Genomic DNA, 21,781 nt, shown 5'->3' on the forward strand with positions numbered 1-21,781 from the left:
ATTAAATTTTTCGAGAGTGCCTTCAGGTACAAGCAACCTTTTTAGTTGTTTTTGTTCTCGTAGATTACACGCGAACAAATTATGATTTATTCCGTTATCTATTTTCCCTTAACCGAGCAGTATTGGGATTCATGTATATCAATTTACGCAACTTAGAAGCAATCAACGAACTACCTTTTGAGAAAACAATGCTTAATCAAAATCAATTACGAAGGTTAGAAGCAGTAGATCGCTGGCTCAGAGAAATCCGAGATTCAGAGGAATTCAGACAACTGGAATACTCTCCAGATTTGATGTTAGGAGATGCAATCCAAGCAGTAGGTGAACTACTTGACGAACACGAACCCTATGACTACAAGCCCACAAATTTTACTGATTCTGAGTGGCACAGGTATCTAGAACAGAAGCCAGTAATGCACATTCGTCGTGTGAAGACTTGGCGTGAAAAGATTAACTCATTCATACTCGATGGAGCGTCAGAAGTAGCAATTGTGAGCTTGGTAACTACTAGTTTTATGGTAGTTGGTTCTATCTTTTGTCACGGCTTTGACCGGATTGAAGAAAGCAGAGGGGAGGAATATCAACCCACATGGATTTACAACGCCAAGATTTTTGAAGGAAGCGCGATCGCATCTATCGCCGTCTTCCTGGGTGCAAGCTTGACGGGTGCGTGTGTTGCAGGAGAAAAGAATGATGATCGATAAACAGCTTGTAGGATGCGTCACGCTGTTGAGCCAGAGCAAGACTTACTGGATTAATGGAACGCTGTACAGATATTTAACAAGCAGTGACAGTATCAACCACACACAATATTATTTCCGTCCTTTACCGCGTCAGTCTAAGAGTGCTGACTTAAAGCTCAATCGGGACAAGGTGCTAAGACGCTGCTACGAAGTGCCGAGCTTATATAAACAGCACACAGCAGAGATAAATCACAACTCAATACAGTTGAGTTTGTTCTAACCATTGGTAACAGATACTACCGCGCGTCGCGGACAAAGGCTTTGGTACAAGCGCGTCAACTAGTCCAAAAGGGGCGTATTCGCGGGGGTAAACGAGAAAGTGTCAGTATGTCTTGAAAGCTGACAAACTTTGTTATTACGTGGTTATAGCCGATGAAAATTAAGGTCTTCGTGATTTGTCAGATTTATTTTCCAAGGTTATTGATAGTCGTCAGCTAACTGCTGATATCAAATAACTGGATTCAGCTAATTACATACATCAAATACCTTGGACTTGTCTGGAATGGCAGTTAATTTTATACACACTTAAGCATTAACCAGGAGAAAATGTGGCGACGAAAGAGTATATAGCTAAGTATCGCCAGTTGAAACAGATTTACGAGCGCGAGTTAAACAAACAGATTGCTGATATTACTTGGTATCGAGTGGTAGCAACCTTAAAGCAACATTTCAGTTTTGAAGTACAGGCAGTTGATGCTCAAAAGATAGTTGAGGGTTTCGCTGGACTAAAACGGCGCTACGGCAGTTTTACGGGTCGTGGTGAGGGGTTTAGTGAACGCTGGCAAGCATTTAGACATTTCTATGAGTTAGATGCTCACTACTCAGGCAGACAGTTTTTAGAAATTCTTGCAGACTATCTCAAAATCAATCTTTCGGACGTACCGCGCAGTACTCGTTATTACTGGTTTGAACGCGCTGGCCTTTCTTTGAGTGCCAAGGAGGGGCATCACTGCAAAGATTTAGCCCTTGTTGCGTTTGTTGCTGCTAAATGGGCAATCAACAGACGATCGCAACCGATGAAATCCGCAACCATCGAAGTTTTAGCACTAGTCAAATAAGGAGTAATCATCATGTCTGACAAGTTTACTAACAATGTCCGCGCTCGTTTGTACAAACAGGGTTATCAAGGATTTACCAAGGACGATTACACAACAGCTGCTCTTGCTGTCGAGTGCGATGACCTTGACAATCCTACCAAAGAGCAATTGAGTCAAGCCGTTGACTATCTCAAAGTCAAATCGACAAGCCAATTATCTGTAGTTGATGAACTCGTTGAAGAAATATTTCTAGTAGGGCCAGAAGATGCACAACCTAACGCTGAACTTGATAACAGTCAGCTTACGGTCGCTTCCCAAGAGATTAACAGCATCACTGTAACTAGTGAAGATAAGCGTCAGATTGTAACAGCCCAATCATCGGCGCTGGGGTTTGAATTAACCGAACAAGAAACATTAAGTATCGCTCTTAACGTTGACGACACTTTTACCGATTACAGCCAATTCATCAGTACTGTAACAGCTGCAATCAAGAACTACGTTGATCAGAAATTTGATGTCATTGAGCAATCATTTGAGACTAACGCCCAAGACTTGCGAGAACACGTAAGCAACAGGGCTTCTAGATTGAACCAAAAGGTTAACAACTTTTCAGGAGACATCAAAGCGGATATGGGAGTCATCCGCCAAAACATTAAAAGCACCCAATTCTCAATCCTCGCAAGGTTCAAAGCGGCTCAATAGTAATGACTTAACGCTGCTTGAGTGCTTGGTGATTCGGTGGGTGAGAATGAGCTACTTCTCAAGAATTGCTGTTAGTTTATGTGCGCTCGGTGCTGTGATTTTACCCTTGTATAGCTGCTTGGATCTGCCAATACTAGAACAATCAAACTATCAGCAATATCTCAAACGAAAGTCAGCTATTGAGCAATATGTAAGGCGAATGGAGTATCACTGCAACCAAATATTTACCCCAGAGAAGGAATATCGCTGTGAAAAGTTCAATGAAGCTAAAAAATCTGGTAACTTCCAAATCACGCCACCTAGAACGCCAATTAAAAACTAAATTTAACGCATCTACTAACTTAGTAGTTAGAGCGCTAACAGGTGATAAATCCGCCCTGAAGCTAATAGGGCAAATGGGTAATGACGGGGCGAAGATTAGTGAACTTGCCCCACAGGTGAGAGAGCAGATGTTAGCTGCTATCAAGGGGACTGAGGACTTAAACATAGTCCTTAGCGACATCTACAAACAAGCAGGTGTTAGCGGCGAAAAAATTGAAAGAGCAGTACAGTCAGCGATTTTAGCTGACACTCATCTCGCTAACATCCTAGAAGAGATGAAGCTTGATTTTGCTTCATCCAAGGAGAAAGAAGCGCTACGCCATCAACAATCAACAGACCATCTATTGCTCAAGGCGTGGGTGGATAAACACATGATGCAAGTTGACGGTGAATATAAGATGTTGCAAGCAGAATTGCAGACAGACATTAGACAACAAACAATTGACCTGCAACATGATAGAGAACTGGGCAAGTATTACTTAGAAATGGGTGATAACGCTCGTGACGACTTCAAACCGAAAAAACAATATGCTGGGCGCTCAATTGTCCAAAAAATCAAGGATGCTCTGCTAGGTTTCTGACAATTCAATCCCGACAGTTACCGCCTGAATTAACTGTCGGGCAAGTAAATATCATGACAGTTATATGACAAACGATGTTGAGGACGACCAAGAGGAATTAGTAAGCGAAATAGCCCCAGATACGCCGTTACCAAAAGACTTGATAGAACATTTAGAGTCGCGCAAGCAGCACCGCAAAGACATTATCAATACAACTGAAAAACTGACGAGATTCTTTGTCGGTTGGTCGCTAAATTCTACAGGTTTCTTTATAGCTAAATATCTCTTAATAACTGGCGGTGGCGTTAATCTCTGGTTGGCAATTTCGCTCTCATTTTCTATATGCAGTGTTGGCTCTTTGGCTGGTTTAACGGGCTTGAGAGTTAATTACAACAGTGACGGACTAGAGGTAGATAATATGCAAAATCTTTTAAAAACTGCTGGTGGTTTGGTGTTTGCAGGTATCACAACTTGGTTAGCAGTCAAAGACCATCAATATTTTGAGAATTTGACTAAAGAAACAGTGTCCCAGATTAGCCAAGATATTCAAACTATTGAAAAACAGAATCCACAATCAGACCCTTGGGTAAGTATTGCAGTCGCGTTGGCTTTATTCATTGGCTCTATTGCAATTATTTTTAAGGGGCGGGAATGAAACAGGGTGTTTTCGAGTTAGCGCTGGCTGGTGTGTGTGGCATAGCCGCAATCATTGGGCTGGCAACATCGCAAACACGTCAGCCTTACGACCTGACACAAATTCAATTTTGCCCAAGGTCAGCAAACGGCGTACACAGCCAAATAGCTTTGGATAAGCGTTTTTGCAACCAGCCGCGTTTTGTCCTTACTGAAGAATGGCAGCGCTATGGACTGTATGGCAGCATCATTCCTTACAAGGGCGATGCTATTCAATGGGTGCGTGATTTGCCCACAGATAACCCTAATCAGTTGTTAGGATATGGGATTGCAGTTATTGGGCTATGGGGTGTCGTGGGTTGTTTGCTCGTGCGTTCGCAACGCCTCAAGCGCACGGATTACGAACTGGGCGAACTGGAAAAGACTAGCGACTATGCAACTTGGCATCAAAATAAGCACAAACGTGAGATTAAGCAGCATTCAACCCAGCTTTACACTGAACGCTTAAAAGATGGATTAACTGACCTAGACGTTCATTCTCGTAAAGAATTGGGGCTAACAGATGAGGAAAACGAACGCGCTAAGGCACGTATTCAGCTAGAGGACTTTATGAAAGCCCGTGCTGTTAATCATTCTGTGATGGATAAAACCATTGCTGAGAACCTTCGAGACAGGGCGAAAGCGGATCAGGAACGCGGCAAGATTGAGGGCAAAACCAAAGGAGCGATCGCAGAAAATGACAATCAGCAATCAGTTGATCAACAACGAGCAAACCAACTGATAGAAGCGCTCAAAGCTCATGAGGATGGCTGGTTGTGGAAGATTATCGACAATCAAAAGCCCGTTTGGGTGCTAGGAGAAGCCGGAAGCGGTAAATCAACTCTAGCAGCTTCGATTGTCATGCTTAGAGAAAATCTGTTTGATATGCCCTTGTATCAGCTGATAGACGCACACGCAGGAGAAAATTTAAGAAACGCATGGAAATATTTAAACCCTCAGTTGATAGCGCAAACAGAAGAAGAGATTGGACTTGCTTTTGATGATGCCCGTGAGCGCTGGTTAGATAGAATCAATAATCAACCATCCAAGCAACCGCAACAGTTACTAGTTGATGAATTCACTAACTATTCTGAGTCAGACATCACCAAGGAACCTGCCAAAAAGTTTGTTAAAGCATCTCTTAGTGACCCTAGAAAAGCTGAAGAAAGATTAGTCTGTATTGCCCATTTCTTCACTAATACCGCCGTTGGTGGCAGTGATGGAACAGCCAAAGGTAGAAGCAGAGGCACTATTCAAATTGACCGTAAAACCGGCGATGGTAAGACACCTTTAAAAGTTGCAATAATTAACGGTTTAAACAACTCTGAAGGAGATGCAGAAGTAGATAAAAAGGTGACAATTCCGGGTTGGTTGACTCCCGAAAGTATTCACAAACATTTTAACGGTCAGCCAATTGATTTTGATGCGTAAAGTTATGCGCTTGCTGAGGAGCATACCTGCAAACATGAGGGCGTTCTGCAACCATAAACAGGCTGTATCACGCAGAAGCCCAGCAGGGCAAGTAATAAAACTTACATAATTTCTGCGTCTGCTTTTGCATAATTTTACGATGCTTTCAAATCACATTACTTTGACAGGTCATCGGTTACTCTGTGGAACAACATAATGTTCTACAAATATGACACCCCGTTCAAACCTGCATGGTCGTGTATTAGAGTACCTGATAACGGAAGTAATAATTATAACTCACCCAGAGGTCAGCCTAACAGTTAGAGCTAACAATGCTCAACTTAGAGATGCCAGCAAGTTAACAGAGTTAAATTCATTACTCTTAAATGAATTGAGACTAGCGGCTAATGCGCTGCTGCTACTGTGGTTGAATCCTCAATTTCAGTTGTCCAAGCAACCATCAATCACGATAGATAGACTACCAGATCAGAATCAGAATGATGTTACTGACATTTGTTTAACTTCAAAAGCATGGACAGTTAATCTGTCACTCAAACATAACCATACCGCACTCAGGCACCAACGTCCTGGGACAACTCCAGTTCACTGCGGTTACGCTAAAAATGACCCACAGATGCAGCATTTTAAACAACAATACCGAGTAATCACACAGGAGTTCATGCAACATATTGGACAGGCAAAGCTTTTTGCAGAACTACCGCCTGCTTTGATTGAACAGCATTTGTATACTCAAGTCTGTAATTTGGTTAGCCAATTTATCAATAGCCATGCTGACACTTGCGCCACCAAGCTATTTCAATACCTTGTTGGTAATGTGAATTACTACAAAATTATTGTTGATACCCACGCCCGAACCCTGAATATTCAGCAGTTTGCAGAAATCCAAATGCCTACTAACGTGATAGCAACGGTTAACAAACAGTATGTTTTTTTGAGTTTTGACAACGGATGGGAAATTTCTATGCGCTTACATACCGCATCAAGCCAACTGAAAAACTCTCCTAGTTTGAAATTTGATACTAAGGCACTAAAAAATCCCCTTACTGCTACTATAATTCCTTATGTTTAAAAGTCCATTACGTTATCCCGGCGGAAAGCAAAAGGCAATTCCTCAAATTGCTCACTATCTACCTCCTACATTTAAGGAATTCCGTGAACCTTTTGTTGGCGGAGGTTCTGTATTTTTTCATGTTTTACAGAAGTACCCCAGTATGCCTTGCTGGGTCAATGATTTCAACCAAGAACTCTACTACTTCTGGCATCAAGTCAAAACCAATCAAAGAGAGCTAGTTGAGGAGGTCTGGAAAGTAAAACGCTCTTACACAGATGGACGTGCCTTGTTTAAATCTCTCGCAGCCGCAGATACTAGTACCATGAGTCCACTAGAGCGGGGTGTGCGGTTTTTTGTTCTTAACCGGATCAGCTTTTCGGGAACCATTGAGAGTGGCGGTTATAGTAGTGCTTCCTTCAAAGGTCGGTTTACAGACTCTTCGATTGAGCGACTAGCGGCTTTGAATGGTTGCTTTGTTAATACCCGTGTGAGTAACTTCGACTACAGCACCCTACTTACCGAACCGGGAGAAGATGTATTTATCTTTCTAGATCCACCTTATCTCAGCAAGACTAAATCTAAGCTTTATGGTAAGAAAGGTGATTTGCATACCTGTTTTGACCATTCTCGCTTTGCCAAACTGATGTCGGAGTGTTCACACAAATGGTTGATCACTTACGATAACTGTGAACAAGTGCGGCATCACTTTTCTTTTGCCTACATTTATGAATGGGAGTTGCAATACGGGATGAACAACTACAAACAGCAGAAGGCGGGCAAAGGCAAGGAACTGTTCATCACCAACTATCCTGTTGAATCATACAATTTGGCTACAATCATGGAGGTTGTGTGAGAAGTTTAGAACTAATGGCGGCCTCTAATTTAAGACATTTTTTTACCAATACGATATGCAATGTTAGCTGTAATTTTTGGAGAAGAAAACTTTTGAAAATATCTTCCTAAATCTGACTTTTCCTCGTGATAAGGCAACCACTCCTTGCGTTCTCCACTGTCTATAATTTTAATATTGTGAGTTTTAGCTAAAGCATCAAACCAATTATAAAATTGAGCAGCATTGTTATCAATAAATAAGAAGAAAGACCCAGGCTTTGCTTTACTAAATATGGTTGCAAAATATTCCTCGGCTGATTCCCGCAAAGCGAATACTTCCGACATAAAGTAAATCATTGTAAAAATATCCGATTGAAAATACTTTGTGAAGGGTTTCCAACTATCTGGGTGAGTTACATCGAGGGGTAAATAAGAAGTTGATATCCGAAATTTTGGATCAACCTTTTTATGAACATCAATCCAAGACTCTGCCCACGTTGCTTCTCGATCACAGAGTTGAAATGTTGCATCAGGTGACTTTTGGTTCGTTATTAGGTATTTTAGAATTCCCAGAAAGTCACTACCTGGGCCTCCTCCAATACAAGCTACGTCTACTTTGTTATTATCAAAAAGCTTACATAAATCTTCCTTCTGTTGGATAAGAGAACACACTAAGTTTGCGTGTGATGTTACATATACATAAATATAAGCAAATCTAGTAATAGAATTACTGTAATCAATTTTATTTTGATTCCATAATTGAGAATAGTTTGTTCGCAAGTATTCAAATGCATCCTTAATATCATTATCTTTTCCAGCTTCATCTCCTGGGATTTCGTTATATGCCTCATCCAGAACAGACTTAATGATTTGAAAGCAGTTCATTAGCAGTAATCCTACTTAGATAGTAAACTCTAAAAATGTATAGTAAATATCACTATATGCAAAGCGCTGAGTTTAAATTACTACATTAGCATACATATTTACATATATTTAAAATCTTTATATTTTTTGGCTTCCTTATGCACTATGTATTGTTTATGATTCTTTCCAAACATTGTTGTTATAAGAAACTTAACAATATAAAACACAGATTTTTTTGATCTAAAATATAGTTAATATCGATTGCTTTAAGTGTTAGATAGGATATAGCAATATAACTGTGTAGCAACTCATAGTTAAATTTATTTATGTACACTCAACTCTCATTATGGCAAGATGCAAATGAACAAAGTCTGAAGCACGGTGAGCAATTACCTATGTCTGATGCCGAAGTAATCTTGTACCGCAACTTCTTCGACAGAAATGAGAGCGATCAGATATTTTATGATTTACATAACACAACTTCTTGGACGCAAGAAGTCACAAAGCTTTTTGGTAAGCAAGTTAACTTACCAAGGCTTACTGCTTGGTACGGTGATCCAGGTAAATCTTACTGTTACTCTAAAATCAAAATGGAACCTATTTTATGGAGTCCTACATTAATAAAAATTAAATCTAAAATTGAGGCTTTAATTAATACTCAATTTAATAGTGTGTTACTTAATCTATATCGTGATGGTAAAGATAGCGTAGCTTGGCATAGTGATGATGAGCCAGAACTGGGGAAAAACCCTGTCATTGCTTCTGTAAGTTTTGGGGCTACTCGTCGTTTTATGTTTAGAAACAAAACACAAAAAGAATTAAAGTACGAAATTGAACTGACTCATGGAAGCTTCTTGCTGATGACGGGAGCTACACAACACTACTGGCAACACCAAATACCGAAAACAAACAGACTTATGCAACCTAGAATAAATCTTACTTTTAGGAAAGTAAGTTAACTGTGTCCTAATTTTTGGTAGTGTTACTGAAGCTGCCACCAGAAGCAAAATCACCTAAATGTCTGCTGCTTAGATACGATATGGTGATGGCAGTTTAACGATAAAATTAATAGAGAATAATAAGCAATTATCAGGCGGATTTAGTGAAACGCGATTCGATTTATTACAAAATTTTTAAGCGATTTCCTGAGTTAATTTTTGAACTCGTTAATTACCGTCCTGAACAGGCACAGAACTATCGATTTGAGTCGGTTGAGGTGAAAGAAACCGCCTTTCGCATTGATGGGGTCTTTTTACCTCCAGAGGGTGCAACACCCAGGATTATCTTTTTTGCAGAAGTTCAATTTCAGAAAGACGAAGCTCTTTATCATCGCTTTTTTACTGAGTCGATGATGTATTTGAACCGGAATCAGTCTCAATACGATGACTGGTATTGTGTGGTAATTTTCCCAAATCGCAGTTTGGAACCAAGCAATACAAGAATTCATCGAATGTTTTTAAACAGCGACCAAGTGCAGCGAATTTATCTGGATGAGTTAGGCACTCCTAATCAGCAGCCAATAGGCATCAATTTAATGCAGTTGACAATCGCCTCAGAGAAAGCGATGGCCGAGCAAGCTCGTCTATTAATTGAGCGGGTACAATTAGAAGAAACAGGAACACTGGCGAAAAACGAAATAAATCGCGTAAACCGGACACTACCACCAATCATAAATGAGGTTGCCACCCCCAACTCGTCTACCTAACAAACATTACAGGTAAGCGAGAATACCTTACACCAACTGATGCGGTGCGAAAGCTGCTTGGGCGATTGGCGGCACAGGCGGGGCTTGATATCAAAGTTCACTGTTACATGATGCGCTAATCGACCCGATCACTGCGGTAATCACTATGGTCATTACGCCACGCAATATGTATTCAGGAAACACGAAGAAAGGCTGGAACATATTACCCGTTTGATATAGGCAAATGCCAGCAACAACCGTCCCAACACTCGCCCCTATTAACGTGGCTCTCATTCTACCGGAGTTTGTCCCCACTACAACTAACCCAATAACCGCACCCAGTATAAAGCCACCAACTCCCCCTAAAATTGCACTTAATATAGCGTGTCCTTTCTTAGCGTCAGGTAAAACTAACCACTCTGTAATGTACATCAGCGGCATAAAGCAAACTGTCCCGCAAAGTCCTGTACTTACAATTAATTGTAAAACTTCTTGCATAATAGGTTATTGTTACTGAGTATTTACCTTTTCACTACATCGCTAGGTTTTGGTTGAGCGAGAGAACCCCTATACCGGATTAACGGTTTACGGGTTAGTTATTGACTATTTCAGACCATGCCCCTAGTTACCTCGAAGCGTAGGCGTAGCCCGTCGTAGACATCGCTCTATTACCAATGGTGTTTGCTGACTGATTCACGATATTTTTGTATAACGCCAATTTTCCTGATTCCAATCTTCTCCTAAATTTTGTCGCGCTTGTTTATATAGGCAGCGACCAAGTTGTTCATCAGTAAACCAAAATTTATATTTGCTGCCCATCGCTTCGTTACTGGAAAGCTCATAATTGGCCTTGGTAACAAAAATAACGGGAAATTCAGGAATAGGATTCATTTAGGTCATTGACAGTAGGCATTTTTCGCTCTCATTAAGCATAGCCCGCTTAGTCTGTCACAAGCTTTCTACTAGATAATTTTGAGTATTTACTCAAATGAATACTTACTCAAATGAGCTTTTACTCAAAAAACTGGAGTCTATCTCATCAACTAAAACTCGCTTCTAGTGATTCGGAATTTTGTTTTATTTTTAACTTGCCATTACCCAGAATTAATGCTTTGATCATTTGAGTATTTACTCAAATGAGTGTTTACTCAAAATATTGGAGTCTTTAAATGCCAACAGTTATAGCCATTCTGAACCAAAAGGGAGGCTCAGGTAAAACAACCATTGCTACTAATCTTGCTCATGCACTGAAGCGAGATAATTACACAGTATTGCTGATAGATTCAGATCCGCAAGGCAGTGCAAGGGATTGGAACGAAGCAAGCTCTGGGAACATCATCCCGGTTGTTGGACTAGACCGAGAAACACTGGCTAAGGACTTGCAAGCTATCTCGCAAGGGTACGACTGGATTGTAATCGACGGTGCGCCGCAAATCGCCAAGCTTAGTGCAGCTGCGGTCAAGGCTGCTGATTTGGTTCTCATCCCTGTACAGCCTAGCCCCTACGACATTTGGGCGTGTGCCGATCTAGTTGACATCATCGCCGCACGTCGAGAAGTCACCAACGGTAAACCAAAAGCCGCTTTTGTCATTAGCAGAGCAATCAAAAATACCAAGCTCAGTGGGGAGATTAATCAAGCACTCTCAGATTATGGTTTACCTGTGCTTAAGGCAGGCACAACTCAACGGGTAGTCTACCCAACAACGGCAGCAGAGGGATTAACTGTTTTCAGTGACCCCAGCAGCGATGCAGCTAGAGAAATTAATACACTCAAAAAGGAAGTGCTGGAGGTACTCAAGCATGGTGCTTAAAGCAAAGAAAACACGACGCGACCATGAGCAGAAAAACTTGGCGATTGAAGAAGCAAGTAAGGAAGAAACTACTCGCTTGAATGCAGAAATCCCAGTCAGCTTACACAACAAAGTTAAGGTGCGGGCCATAGAGGAAGGCAAGGGCAGCAGCATCACCAACATTGTGATCAAGGCACTAGAGGCATATCTAAATACTCCAGTTTCCAAATATTGAGTAAAACCTCATTTGAGTAAATACTCAAATACTCATTACAAGCGGGTACTCTGCATGAAGCAGAATTGTATACGGTTTTGAGTGGGCGTTGTTGCGTCTGGGTCAATTGGCTCTAAATGGCAGTTGAAAGAGCGTGGATGGGTTAAAAGCGTTGCTACATCCGACCACAAAACTGTTGACGTAGCAACGCTTATAGCGCAAATGGGTGAAGAGAAATATTATTCTCGCAATCCTTAAGGGCTGAGAGGTATACAGGAAGCTCTTTTTGAGGGAGGATCTAATTCAAAGCCTCATTAAACTTGCCGTGAACACCCGCGCGATCGCTGACAATTTCAATTCAGAATCACTGGCGTTAACTGAACCAGTACCTCTCACGCTACACCCAGCTGAAGTTTACCTTAACAGCCTAGGTGAGGGTTCCCGGCGGACAATGCGGGAGGCGTTGAATGCGATCTCTCGGTTGCTAACCAGTGGCACTTGTGATGCAAGCACTTTGGATTGGTCAAAGTTGCGTTACCAACACACAGCCGCAGTTAGGTCAGTGCTGATGGAAAAATACAGCCCAGCAATGGCTAATAAAATGTTGTGTGCGTTACGGCGGACGCTCAAGGAAGCATGGCGTTTGGGGTTAATGTCCACCGATGAGTATGGACGAGCGGCTGATATTGAGTCGGTGCGGGGACAGAGTTTATTGAAAGGGCGCGAACTGGATGCCGAAGAAATTTCTGCGCTGTGGTCAGATTGTATTCAAGATGACTCAACATTAGGAAGGAGGGATGCAGCACTGCTGGCAGTTTTGACGGTTGGCTTGCGTCGCAGTGAGGTAACATTTCTTGATTTGAGCGATTTTAAGCCGCGCACTCGGTCATTAACAATACGGGAAGCTAAGGGGCGGAAGGAACGAATTGTATATTTACCTGAAGCTGGCGTGCAAGCAGTTCTTGATTGGCTGCTAATTCGGGGGAAAGCACATGGTCCGCTTTTTTATCCTTTAAATAAGGCACAGAAAATCATACCGAGACGGATGAGTGAGCAGGGAGTGTTACGGGCATTGCAACGACGCGGAGAAAAAGCTGATGTGGATGCGTTTACACCCCATGATTTTAGAAGAACTTTTATCGGTAATCTATTAGATGCGGGGGCAGATATCGTCACAATAGCGAAACTTGCAGGTCATGCGTCGCCAAGTACGACAAGTAAATATGATAGGCGTGGGGAAGCGGCAAAGAAACGGGCGATTGATTTGCTGAATGTACCGTATAGCAGGCGCAAAAATTGAAATGAAGTTGGGGTATTGCAACGATTCATGAAAAATTCCGCCATTTGGTGTGAAATGGCTGCTACAACTACTATTGAACAGTTTTTAGCTGTGTCAGGCTCTGAGGGGTGAACGAAAAAAGGTGTGGGAGAGCAGTTAGCGTACTCCATACGCTAACATAGCTGAGATGCCATTAGGGGTAAAGACAAGATACGCGCAAAATTTATCACGATGTAAAGTTTTTGTAACAAATTTCACGCGTTCGCCTTTGTCTATATGAGAGAAAAGTCTGCCTAGTTTGGCTTTCAGCCTAGTGAACACTTCGAGCTTATCTGTCCCAACTTAGAAAATATTGCCGAAAACAGAAGTTGAAGGCTCTTGTCAAAGAAGGCTCAAACCTTATTCTTCCGCTCAGTTGCGCTCATAACATTGCCTAAAATAAGCCAAACTAGGCAAAGTTATCATTTGTATTTTTTATCAATTAAGCCTAAAAAATGGATAATTTTTACAAAACTTTACAAGGCTGCACCTGGTGACACGAACCTTCTATTTTCGCCTAGAGTCAGGCACAGTCAGTGTAGTTTACCGCCGCAGGCATCCCAACAAGGCGGGCGGTTACGCCGGGAGCAAACTTCATTAGCGATCGCAACACTTCATCAAGGACAATCGCCTGCCCCGTCCCGACACTGTTTATAGCTTTAAAATCTGTAGCGCTTACCCTGTATAGCTTAGAGCTTTTCTTAGTGCCATTCCCGTATATCCGTTGTGCAATTAAGCTTTCTATTGGATGCAACATTCGATTTGCTTGACGGCAATCTTGGAAACATCTTGCTAATCGTGATGTTATTTGCAGTTTTCGGTCTAGTTCCGCAATTAAGCTTAACCCAGCATCAGATGTTACCTGTCCCCCGTTGAAATTAACTACAACTGGGGGTGATTTTGGCTGTTCAAATCTGAACTCCTTTGGTATCGATGCCTGCGGCGGGCTTTGCCTACGCGTTGCTGGTCGAGTCAGGCTTTAAAACTGCTAAAATGCTTGCTATATATACATCTTAGCAGTTTTTGACTATGGTGTTTTCAGAGTTTGTGAGAAATCCGGGTGCCAGCAGTACCCACATCCACACAGGTAAACTTGACTTGAAGATTACGTTTTATCTCTACAATTTTTCGTACGCTGCCAAGATAACTTTCTCTGTTTCTCCCCAACTAATGCAGGGGTCAGTTACAGAAATTCCGTATTTTAGTTCTTTCCGTTTACAGTTAATCGGTTGATTACCTGCAAATAAGTTTGATTCCAGCATCATCCCGACAATTGAGTGGTTTCCATCAGCTATTTGCTGGACAACATTTTCTATGACGTTGGCTTGCAAATTATAGTTTTTATTAGTATTACCATGGCTACAATCAATCACGATTCTGGCGGGCAATTTTGCGGCTTTTAATTTATTTTCTACATCTTTAACGCTTTCTGCATGAAAGTTAGGCTGATTACCGCCGCGCAAAATTATATGACCATAAGTATTACCTTTTGTTTTGAATACACTCACTTGTCCCTCTGGGCTAATGCCTAAAAAATTATGGGGCATTCTCGCAGAATGTAAAGCATTTAAGGCTACTTGAATGTTCCCATCAGTGCCGTTTTTAAATCCTACTGGCATGGAAAGACCACTGGCCATTTCTCTGTGAGTTTGGGATTCTGTGGTGCGCGCACCTATGGCGGCCCATGAGATCAGTTCACCAATGTATTGAGGGATAATAGGGTCGAGGGCTTCTGTGGCTGTAGGTAGCCCTAATTCTGCTAGTTTGAGTAGTAAAGCTCTGGCAATTAACAGACCCTTTTCGACATAAAAAGAATCATCCATATCTGGGTCATTAATTAAGCCTTTCCAACCTACTGTAGTTCTGGGTTTTTCAAAATAAACCCGCATGATTAACAGTAATTTATCTTGGACGCGATCTGCTAATTCTTTTAATTTATATGCGTATTCCAGCGCTGCTAGCGGGTCATGAATAGAACAAGGTCCAACTACTATAAATTTTCTGGAATCTTGAAAGTCTAAGATTTTTTCTATTTGATTTCTAAATTTTAGAGCTGTTTCTTCAGCAGTTTCTGTTAAAGGTAATATGGCTTTTACTTCCTGAGGAGCTAATAAAACGTGGTAATTTTCAATATTTGTATTAGTTAATTCTTTAAATAATTCAGGAGGAATGGCTTGAAAAATTTGCTCAAGATGCTGTTCGATTGTGTCTGTCTCAGTGAAACTCATAATTTTAACCTCAGGATTAATTTGTAATAAAAGCCAGAAAGTATTAAGCAAATCCTGGCTGAAAGTGTGTGAATAAGTTCTTTGGGATTAGTAACTTTGACTAAACGAAGGAATTAGCAACCATTTGGGAATATAGGGTGTGGATAATGTTCATGTTTTCAATGACTTCTTCGACATCTTCTTGTGATTAAATGATGAAGTTCAAGAGTTCAATGTTATCAAAAGCATGACCTTTATCTACGTGTTAGTGACTGTGACCAACCGACCGCCGAAGTTGTACGTGGATATTGTTTAGCTGTACGTGGTTCATTGACAAATGATGGTCGTCCAGCACTAGATGCTTCGGGATTAAAATTACAAGAACGCCTCAGTTTGATTGAAGCCAGCCTAGAAAGGGTAGCTCAAAAAGGGGGTTGCCAAAACCCTTAATCAAGCTCAAACAAATTCTGAACAAAGGGCTTGAACAAACAGCATCTTTATTCGCTCCAATTACTGTTGCTTATAACTGGATTGCTCAAGCCGCAGAGATTCTTGACAACGAAACAGGTCTTGATGCAATCGCAGTCCAACGTAGTTTTCAAACTTTACTTGATTCAATGTTACGCGAGAAACATGAAGCAAGTACTTTAGAACCTGGGATTACTCATTTCTTAAAGATTACTCGTAGTTATTGGTCTGGACTTTTTCATTGTTACGAGGCTAAAGGTCTACCTAGAACTAATAATGACCTTGAACAGGTATTTGGTATTTTACGGCATCATTAACGTCGTTGTACTGGTCGTAAAGTCGCTCCTTCATCACTTGTAATCTGAGGAAAAGTCCAATTAGCTTCAGCTATCGGTACTGCACTTCATTCTTTTACAGCCCAAGATTTGGCACAAGTTTGTGTTCAGACTTGGCAACAATTACGCTCTAATTTACGCCAATATCAACTTACTCGCATTGAACAACTTCGATTCCGTCGCAATCCTCAAGCTTACTTGACAACTCTTGAGAAACTACTTGTCTAGCAAACTTTGCCGTTCTAGTTTTTTTAGGCTTTGTAAGAAATTAGGGTTAATGATTAACTCGCCCTGATTCAATAGCTAGTCATACTCTGCGTCTGTTTCTGTGTCAGCGTTTTGGTATTGATGTACTTATTTTTGAACAGCATCCAGTAGCTTAATTCACATAAGGCGTATTATTGTTTTACATTTTCAAAACCACACGAAACCTAGCTCTGTTATGGAGCATAAATTTATAAGCTTCTGACACGTCCTCCAACGGAAACGTTTCAATCATTGGTCGGATTTCACTTAATAAGCAAAAGCTTAAAGTTTCCTCGGAATCTTTAGCATTGCCGCTATGCCAACCTTGAATAGATTTTCTTCCCTTGATGAGATGAAAAGGTGATACTTCTAAAGGTTCACCTGTTGCTCCCACAACTAATAACTTGCCATTGACAGCTAAACCATCCACTAAAGCAGAAATTGCTTTGTTGTTTGGTGCTGTTGCTATAATCGCCTTAGCTCCTCCCATGCTGGTAAGTGCTTCTACTACGTTAACCGATTCGGTATCAATGTAATAATCTGCACCCAATTTTCGTGCTAGTGTTTCCTTGTGTTGTCCGCGCGATATAGCCACAGTTTTAAAACCGAGCTTACTAGCAAATTGGATAGCCAGATGTCCTAGCCCACCTACTCCTTGCACAGCAACAATATCACCTCCTCTTGCTCCAGAATTACGTAAAGCATTAAAAGTGGTCATCCCCGCACATAGTAAAGGTGCGGCTTCAATCGAGTTGAATTCGTCTGGAATACTCGCAAGAGATGAAGTAGGAACAACTGTATATTCTGCATAGCCGCCATCATAATCTATTCCAGTAACTAAAGAATTTTGGCAATTGCTAAAGTCACCTTGCAGACAAGGTTCACATTGAAAACAATGTCCGCCATGCCAGCCAACGCCTACACGTTGTCCTTCCTGCCAAGTAGTGACTCCTTCTCCAACTTTATCGATGTATCCTGCAATCTCATGTCCAGGGATACGAGGATATTTGATTCCAGGCCACAAACCCTCTTTAACAAAGACATCTCCATGACAAATGCCACAGGCTTCTATTCTTACGCGAACTTGATTTCGCTGAGGTTCGGCTATCTGCTTTTCAACAACTTCAAAGTCTCCACCAGGGTGACCGACTTGAGCAGCTTTCATCAAACTCATTTCTGCATTCCTTGATTTCAAAAATAGTAGATTTGTATCGCAACGATAGTTATTAAACTAGAAAACTAGTTGCTTATACTAATGCGCCTTGTGAAATTGATTGGTTGACTACTTTATGGATAAGCTGTGTAACTCTGGCTTGGATTTGCTTGGCATCGGTTTGTGAGGTAACTGATTCTAAACAAGCAAAGGTGAAGAACATTTTGCCACCTAATGTAGCTACACTCACAACCTTGACATTTTCAGAACCAAGTAGCGTTGGACCATAAATGGCACGTAAACGTAAGTTGCCAAATTGCTGGGGAATGTCTAAGCGACCTAGATTAGAAACTGCTAGATCGTCTCCTCTTTCGAGTACTTGTTGATATACGACATTCGGGGTAGGTTTGGTAGACAGAAATGCTTTGAGTTTTGGAATGCCCTCAAACATTTTACCTTGGGCTACCACTTCATTAATTTGGTGTTTAACCTCGCGCGCTAAATCCCAGAAGTCGCTTTCGCGTTTAAGCTTGTGGGCAGTTACTGGCAAAGCTATATAAACACCCATATCTAAGCCTACTGGTGGTACAAGATAACTCCTAGCATTCAAGGGAGAAAGACACTTAATAGACGTTTCCGCTGATAAACCTGCTTCATGGATCATTGATAAGAGAAATGAAGCGCATAAAGCACCATGTACAGTGACTTGTTCTTCTCGACAGCGTAAAACAAGTTTGCTAGTTTCTTCTACTTCTAAAGACCAACTGAGTATGGTAGGCCGCCATTTTCTTGGTGTCTCTTCAGGTTCAAGATGATGAGAGTTAGCTATGACAACAGTATCATTTTTGTGCTGGAAAGAAGGCGGAATCAGTTCTTCCAGCGGCGGGATTTCTGGAAGGATTTGGCAATCGCTACCTGGTGTGCCAATTTCTTGTAAGATATCTCGCAACAAGTAAACTATTGATAAAGCATCACCAATAGAGTGATGGCAGATTAAAATTAGTTCCGAATTATCTCCTTGGAGCAAAACTACACGTAATAGTGGGCCTTGGCTCCATGAAAAAGGAGACACTATTTCATCTGCAACTTCTTGAGTCCAATGTTCTTCTCCTTGCCGTTGAACTACTCGCAGTGAGATGGCAGGAACATCTTCTGATATAAATTGTGGTTGCTGGTGTTCGTCTATGGCAATTTTGACCCGCAGAAGTGGATGTCGCAGTTGAACCCAAGCTAGGGCATCAGTTAGTTGTCGCACAGTCAACGTACCTGTAACAGATGCAGCCAAAGCAAAGTTTACCGACCAAGCTTGGTCTCGCAGCCACAAAAAATGCTCACTTGCTCCTAATAAACGATTCATAGAACATCCTTTCATTAAGGGATCAAAACGATTTTGCCTTTAGAACTTGGTTCCATCACTGCAATATGAGCAAGTGACGCATCTGCCAATGGCATCTGGTAACCAACAACTGGGCACAAAGTTTGGTTTTCTAAACCTGCTAGCAGCGCTGGATAAATGCTGGCTTTTTCGCGTTCGTCTGCTAACCGCAAAGAAGTACCTAAAATGCTGGCGTCACGGTACATAGCATCAAGGGGATTAATCTTTACCGTGCCTCTGCTGCCCATCACTACAACGCGACCCCTTAGAGCCAAAATGCCCAAATCTTTGCTCAGATTAACGTTAGCTAAAAGTTCCAAAATCACATCTACCCCACAACCCTTGGTCAAGGTCATAATTTGCTCCAGATGACTCGGATCGTGATGATCGAACACATAATGTGCCCCTTGCTCAACTACTAAACGTCGTCTAGCATCAGTGCCACCGGTACCAATCACCATCATCCCAGCAGATCGTGCTAACTGCACGGCGGCAATACCAACTCCACCACTGGCACCGTGAATTAAAAGAACCTCTCCAGGCTTTGCTTGCCCCCGATGGAAAAGAGCGCGATAAGCACCGGCATAAGGAACATTGATGGCAGATCCTTGGGCATAAGTGAGATGTTGCGGCAATGAATGCACTTGAGACACTTCGCACAGTACCATATCTGCATACGCACCACTGATGGTTCCTGTTGTAAACACTCTATCTCCTACTGCTACCTGAGTGACGTCTGAGCCAATGGATTCGACAACGCCCGCCGCATCCATCCCAGGAGTGTAGGGCAAAACAAGTTGAGGGTTCAAACCTGACCGCAGGTAAGCATCAAGAGGGTTAACTCCAATGCTCTTAACCCGCACTACCACCTGTCCTGAACCAGGCTTAATATCTGGTAATTCTTCTAGTTGCATGACCTCTGGACCGCCAAAGACATGAACTCGAATAGTTTTCATTGTTTTCTCCTATTGTTAGGTAAAACCTACTAGGCAAATATTTTTTCAAAATGAAATTACAGCCAAAGCCACGATCACTAACAAATATATGTGTGGTTGTGTTGTGAAAACGAATTACAGGGAGGATTAAATATGTCTCCTGGTGTACCCAGATAGGAAATAAAGTTTTCAAGTTCTGACGAGGTACTGAATAATAGGGTTCTTGCGTTTGTGGTTCCTAAATTTGTTAATGCGTAAGGGTTACCTTCGGGTATAAAAACGAAGGTATTGGGGGCGGCATTAAAAACTTGGTCACCAATGTGAAAATCTACATTTCCATCTAAAACGAAGTATCCTTGATCTGCTGGAGCATAAAGAAGTGAATCACTTTGTTGTGGCCCAACTAAGACATCAAATAGTGAGAATTGTCCTTCTGTATCTACACTAGTAGCCACAAACTTATAGTTATCACCTTCTAACCAATATGCAGCACTATCTTGGTTAGGTAATACTTTTGGTAAACTATCGGGAGTATTTCCATTAGCTATGGTATAATTATTGTCATTCTTAATTATCACAACAGCCTTATCTTGCAACATTCCGATAGTTGCCCCACCCTTAGGGTCAGTTAAGGCTAGATTGAAAGTTCTATCTACTGTGCTTGAATTTCCACGAACATAGGGAATAGATACAGTCTTTAATCTTTCACCATCAGCAAAGTTTACAGGTAAATGTTTGATGTTTTTACCATCATTAACAGTAATTGTGGCGCTAACAGCTCCTTTTGACTCACCAGGGCGGAGCAAGGTGACTTCAGGAGATCCACTTTTAGTAGAGTTATAATCAAACGGAGCAAAAATTATAGAGTTTTGAGCGTCTACTCCATACTTGTTTAAGAGCTTTACATTTGCATCTAAAAACTCTGAAGATGGAACTTGAGGTGCTGGTGGAGAGAATCTTGAACCAGGTAAACCTGCTTCTGCAAACAAATTCTCTAACCCTGAAGGAAAACTGAATACAAGATGACGAGCTGTGGTTGTTCCTAAGTTGACAAAGGAATGAGGATGACCTTTGGGTTCGTAGACAAAACTTCCAGCAGTAGCTGTAAAAACTTGGTCGTGAAGTTGGTAAGAAACTTCTCCTTCTAAAATGTAGGCAAACTCACCTTCTCGATAATGAGTGTGTACTAAAGGGCCACCTTGTGGGACGGTTGTGAAATCAAATAGTGAAAATTGTCCCTTAGTTTCTTTGCCAGTGGCGACAAAAGTCGCATGGTCGCCAAATAACCAGTATCCTTTACGATCTGTATCTGATAGCACCACTGGGCGCTCGGCAAATTTGTGAGGTGGTTCATGCTTTGAATGATGCCAATCTATGTCATGGCGATCGCGCTTCACTGCTTTATGAAAATGTTCTGATGATGGTAAGAAGTGCCCTTGTTGTTTTCTAGCATTTGCGTGATGATTGGTGTGTTGGAATGAGAAACCAGAATGTTGTTTATTCAGTAGTTTTTTAGGTGAATTTGTTGCGAACGAATCCTCCCATTCAGAAAAATGAGTATGGGCTTTTGCATAATGGTTGGATACTGAAGAGACGTTTTTGTAAAGGCTGTCGAAGACTGAGAATTGTGTGCCAGTAACTGCACTAGGTGGTACAAAATTATCATAGTTGCCAAACAGCCATTCTGCCGAATTTAGTGAGTCTTGTAATGCCACTAAGAGACCATTTATAAAGTAAATCTTTAGAGGGCTAGACGACGTAACATAATACGAGTCATAACGGCATATATGGCAGCTTCACTCATTTCAGTCAGACGTTCGTAATCTTTACTCAAACGATGATAC

General features: G+C 41.5%; 25 protein-coding genes and 2 pseudogenes. 17 read left to right on the forward strand and 10 right to left on the reverse strand.

Annotated features, from left to right (window positions below):
- Positions 1–131: 131 nt before the first annotated feature.
- The 10 genes from LC608_RS33115 to LC608_RS33160 all read left to right on the forward strand — a co-directional run bounded on the left by LC608_RS33115 (position 132) and on the right by LC608_RS33160 (position 7,370).
- On the forward strand, positions 132–704 hold the full coding sequence (locus tag LC608_RS33115; RefSeq protein ID WP_229557614.1) for a hypothetical protein: 573 nt from the start codon (positions 132–134) through the stop codon (positions 702–704).
- The gene (locus LC608_RS33120; RefSeq protein WP_229557615.1) at positions 691–963 is read left to right on the forward strand and encodes a hypothetical protein; all 273 of its coding nucleotides are present in this window, start codon (positions 691–693) and stop codon (positions 961–963) included. The genes LC608_RS33115 and LC608_RS33120 overlap by 14 nt, the downstream gene beginning before the upstream one ends.
- Before the next feature lie 328 nt (positions 964–1,291).
- Positions 1,292–1,801 carry a hypothetical protein gene (locus tag LC608_RS33125; protein ID WP_229557616.1) on the forward strand — a complete coding sequence of 170 codons (510 nt, stop codon included), beginning with the start codon at positions 1,292–1,294 and terminating at the stop codon, positions 1,799–1,801.
- Between the two features lie 12 nt (positions 1,802–1,813).
- A complete protein-coding gene (locus tag LC608_RS33130; protein WP_229557617.1) occupies positions 1,814–2,482 on the forward strand; it encodes a hypothetical protein in 669 nt (222 codons plus the stop codon).
- A gap of 46 nt (positions 2,483–2,528) precedes the next feature.
- Positions 2,529–2,804: a hypothetical protein gene (locus LC608_RS33135; protein ID WP_229557618.1), complete on the forward strand. Its 276-nt coding sequence runs from the start codon at positions 2,529–2,531 to the stop codon at positions 2,802–2,804.
- Positions 2,743–3,384: a hypothetical protein gene (locus tag LC608_RS33140; RefSeq protein ID WP_229557619.1), complete on the forward strand. Its 642-nt coding sequence runs from the start codon at positions 2,743–2,745 to the stop codon at positions 3,382–3,384. Before LC608_RS33135 ends, LC608_RS33140 begins: the two co-directional genes overlap by 62 nt.
- 64 nt (positions 3,385–3,448) lie before the next feature.
- The gene (locus LC608_RS33145) at positions 3,449–4,018 is read left to right on the forward strand and encodes a hypothetical protein (RefSeq protein ID WP_229557620.1); all 570 of its coding nucleotides are present in this window, start codon (positions 3,449–3,451) and stop codon (positions 4,016–4,018) included.
- Positions 4,015–5,466: a hypothetical protein gene (locus tag LC608_RS33150; protein WP_229557621.1), complete on the forward strand. Its 1,452-nt coding sequence runs from the start codon at positions 4,015–4,017 to the stop codon at positions 5,464–5,466. Before LC608_RS33145 ends, LC608_RS33150 begins: the two co-directional genes overlap by 4 nt.
- A gap of 208 nt (positions 5,467–5,674) precedes the next feature.
- Positions 5,675–6,535 carry a HaeIII family restriction endonuclease gene (locus LC608_RS33155; protein WP_229557622.1) on the forward strand — a complete coding sequence of 287 codons (861 nt, stop codon included), beginning with the start codon at positions 5,675–5,677 and terminating at the stop codon, positions 6,533–6,535.
- Positions 6,528–7,370, forward strand: coding sequence for a DNA adenine methylase (locus LC608_RS33160; protein ID WP_229557623.1), 843 nt, complete (start codon positions 6,528–6,530; stop codon positions 7,368–7,370). The genes LC608_RS33155 and LC608_RS33160 overlap by 8 nt, the downstream gene beginning before the upstream one ends.
- Before the next feature lie 29 nt (positions 7,371–7,399).
- Here the strand turns inward: LC608_RS33160 and LC608_RS33165 are convergent, their stop codons facing one another.
- Entirely contained in the window at positions 7,400–8,233 is an 834-nt protein-coding gene (locus LC608_RS33165; RefSeq protein WP_229557624.1) for a hypothetical protein, read from the reverse strand.
- 305 nt (positions 8,234–8,538) lie between these two features.
- On the opposite strand from LC608_RS33165, the gene LC608_RS33170 reads away from it, so the two are divergent.
- On the forward strand, positions 8,539–9,171 hold the full coding sequence (locus LC608_RS33170) for an alpha-ketoglutarate-dependent dioxygenase AlkB (protein ID WP_229557625.1): 633 nt from the start codon (positions 8,539–8,541) through the stop codon (positions 9,169–9,171).
- A 143-nt stretch (positions 9,172–9,314) separates the two neighbouring features.
- Positions 9,315–9,872 (forward strand): annotated as a pseudogene (locus LC608_RS33175) (Rpn family recombination-promoting nuclease/putative transposase); the annotation flags it as partial.
- 135 nt (positions 9,873–10,007) lie between these two features.
- On the opposite strand, the gene LC608_RS33180 reads toward LC608_RS33175, so the two are convergent.
- The gene (locus tag LC608_RS33180; RefSeq protein ID WP_229557626.1) at positions 10,008–10,337 is read right to left on the reverse strand and encodes a hypothetical protein; all 330 of its coding nucleotides are present in this window, start codon (positions 10,335–10,337) and stop codon (positions 10,008–10,010) included.
- A 252-nt stretch (positions 10,338–10,589) separates the two neighbouring features.
- Positions 10,590–10,787, reverse strand: a complete 198-nt coding sequence (locus tag LC608_RS33185; protein ID WP_229557627.1) for a hypothetical protein — start codon at positions 10,785–10,787, stop codon at positions 10,590–10,592.
- Between the two features lie 278 nt (positions 10,788–11,065).
- On the opposite strand from LC608_RS33185, the gene parA reads away from it, so the two are divergent.
- The 3 genes from parA (at position 11,066) to LC608_RS33200 (ending at position 13,200) form a co-directional block, all read left to right on the forward strand.
- On the forward strand, positions 11,066–11,707 hold the full coding sequence (gene parA / locus LC608_RS33190; protein ID WP_229557628.1) for a ParA family partition ATPase: 642 nt from the start codon (positions 11,066–11,068) through the stop codon (positions 11,705–11,707).
- The gene (locus LC608_RS33195) at positions 11,697–11,921 is read left to right on the forward strand and encodes a hypothetical protein (protein ID WP_229557629.1); all 225 of its coding nucleotides are present in this window, start codon (positions 11,697–11,699) and stop codon (positions 11,919–11,921) included. The genes parA and LC608_RS33195 overlap by 11 nt, the downstream gene beginning before the upstream one ends.
- Before the next feature lie 304 nt (positions 11,922–12,225).
- Positions 12,226–13,200: a site-specific integrase gene (locus LC608_RS33200; protein WP_229557638.1), complete on the forward strand. Its 975-nt coding sequence runs from the start codon at positions 12,226–12,228 to the stop codon at positions 13,198–13,200.
- Positions 13,201–13,741: 541 nt separating this feature from the next.
- On the opposite strand, the gene LC608_RS37090 is transcribed toward LC608_RS33200, so the two are convergent.
- Entirely contained in the window at positions 13,742–14,194 is a 453-nt protein-coding gene (locus LC608_RS37090) for a transposase (protein ID WP_267871306.1), read from the reverse strand.
- Between the two features lie 142 nt (positions 14,195–14,336).
- Positions 14,337–15,446, reverse strand: coding sequence for a 3-deoxy-7-phosphoheptulonate synthase (locus LC608_RS33215; RefSeq protein WP_229557631.1), 1,110 nt, complete (start codon positions 15,444–15,446; stop codon positions 14,337–14,339).
- A gap of 413 nt (positions 15,447–15,859) precedes the next feature.
- On the opposite strand from LC608_RS33215, the gene LC608_RS33220 reads away from it, so the two are divergent.
- Both LC608_RS33220 and LC608_RS33225 read left to right on the forward strand, forming a co-directional pair.
- Positions 15,860–16,210 carry a hypothetical protein gene (locus LC608_RS33220; RefSeq protein ID WP_229557632.1) on the forward strand — a complete coding sequence of 117 codons (351 nt, stop codon included), beginning with the start codon at positions 15,860–15,862 and terminating at the stop codon, positions 16,208–16,210.
- 108 nt (positions 16,211–16,318) lie between these two features.
- The gene (locus tag LC608_RS33225; RefSeq protein WP_229557633.1) at positions 16,319–16,456 is read left to right on the forward strand and encodes a hypothetical protein; all 138 of its coding nucleotides are present in this window, start codon (positions 16,319–16,321) and stop codon (positions 16,454–16,456) included.
- A 178-nt stretch (positions 16,457–16,634) separates the two neighbouring features.
- On the opposite strand, the gene LC608_RS33230 is transcribed toward LC608_RS33225, so the two are convergent.
- The 5 genes and pseudogenes from LC608_RS33230 to LC608_RS33250 all read right to left on the reverse strand — a co-directional run.
- On the reverse strand, positions 16,635–17,648 hold the full coding sequence (locus LC608_RS33230; protein ID WP_229557634.1) for an alcohol dehydrogenase: 1,014 nt from the start codon (positions 17,646–17,648) through the stop codon (positions 16,635–16,637).
- A gap of 73 nt (positions 17,649–17,721) precedes the next feature.
- Positions 17,722–18,984, reverse strand: coding sequence for a condensation domain-containing protein (locus LC608_RS33235; protein WP_229557635.1), 1,263 nt, complete (start codon positions 18,982–18,984; stop codon positions 17,722–17,724).
- A 14-nt stretch (positions 18,985–18,998) separates the two neighbouring features.
- Positions 18,999–19,958 (reverse strand): NADPH:quinone reductase, encoded by a 960-nt coding sequence (locus LC608_RS33240; protein ID WP_229557636.1) that lies wholly within the window; start codon positions 19,956–19,958, stop codon positions 18,999–19,001.
- A 77-nt stretch (positions 19,959–20,035) separates the two neighbouring features.
- Positions 20,036–21,652, reverse strand: coding sequence for a cupin domain-containing protein (locus tag LC608_RS33245; RefSeq protein WP_229557637.1), 1,617 nt, complete (start codon positions 21,650–21,652; stop codon positions 20,036–20,038).
- A 26-nt stretch (positions 21,653–21,678) separates the two neighbouring features.
- A pseudogene (locus tag LC608_RS33250) lies at positions 21,679–21,781 on the reverse strand (IS5/IS1182 family transposase); the annotation flags it as partial.

The organism is Nostoc sp. XA010, assembly GCF_020829625.1.
Lineage (GTDB): Bacteria > Cyanobacteriota > Cyanobacteriia > Cyanobacteriales > Nostocaceae > Nostoc.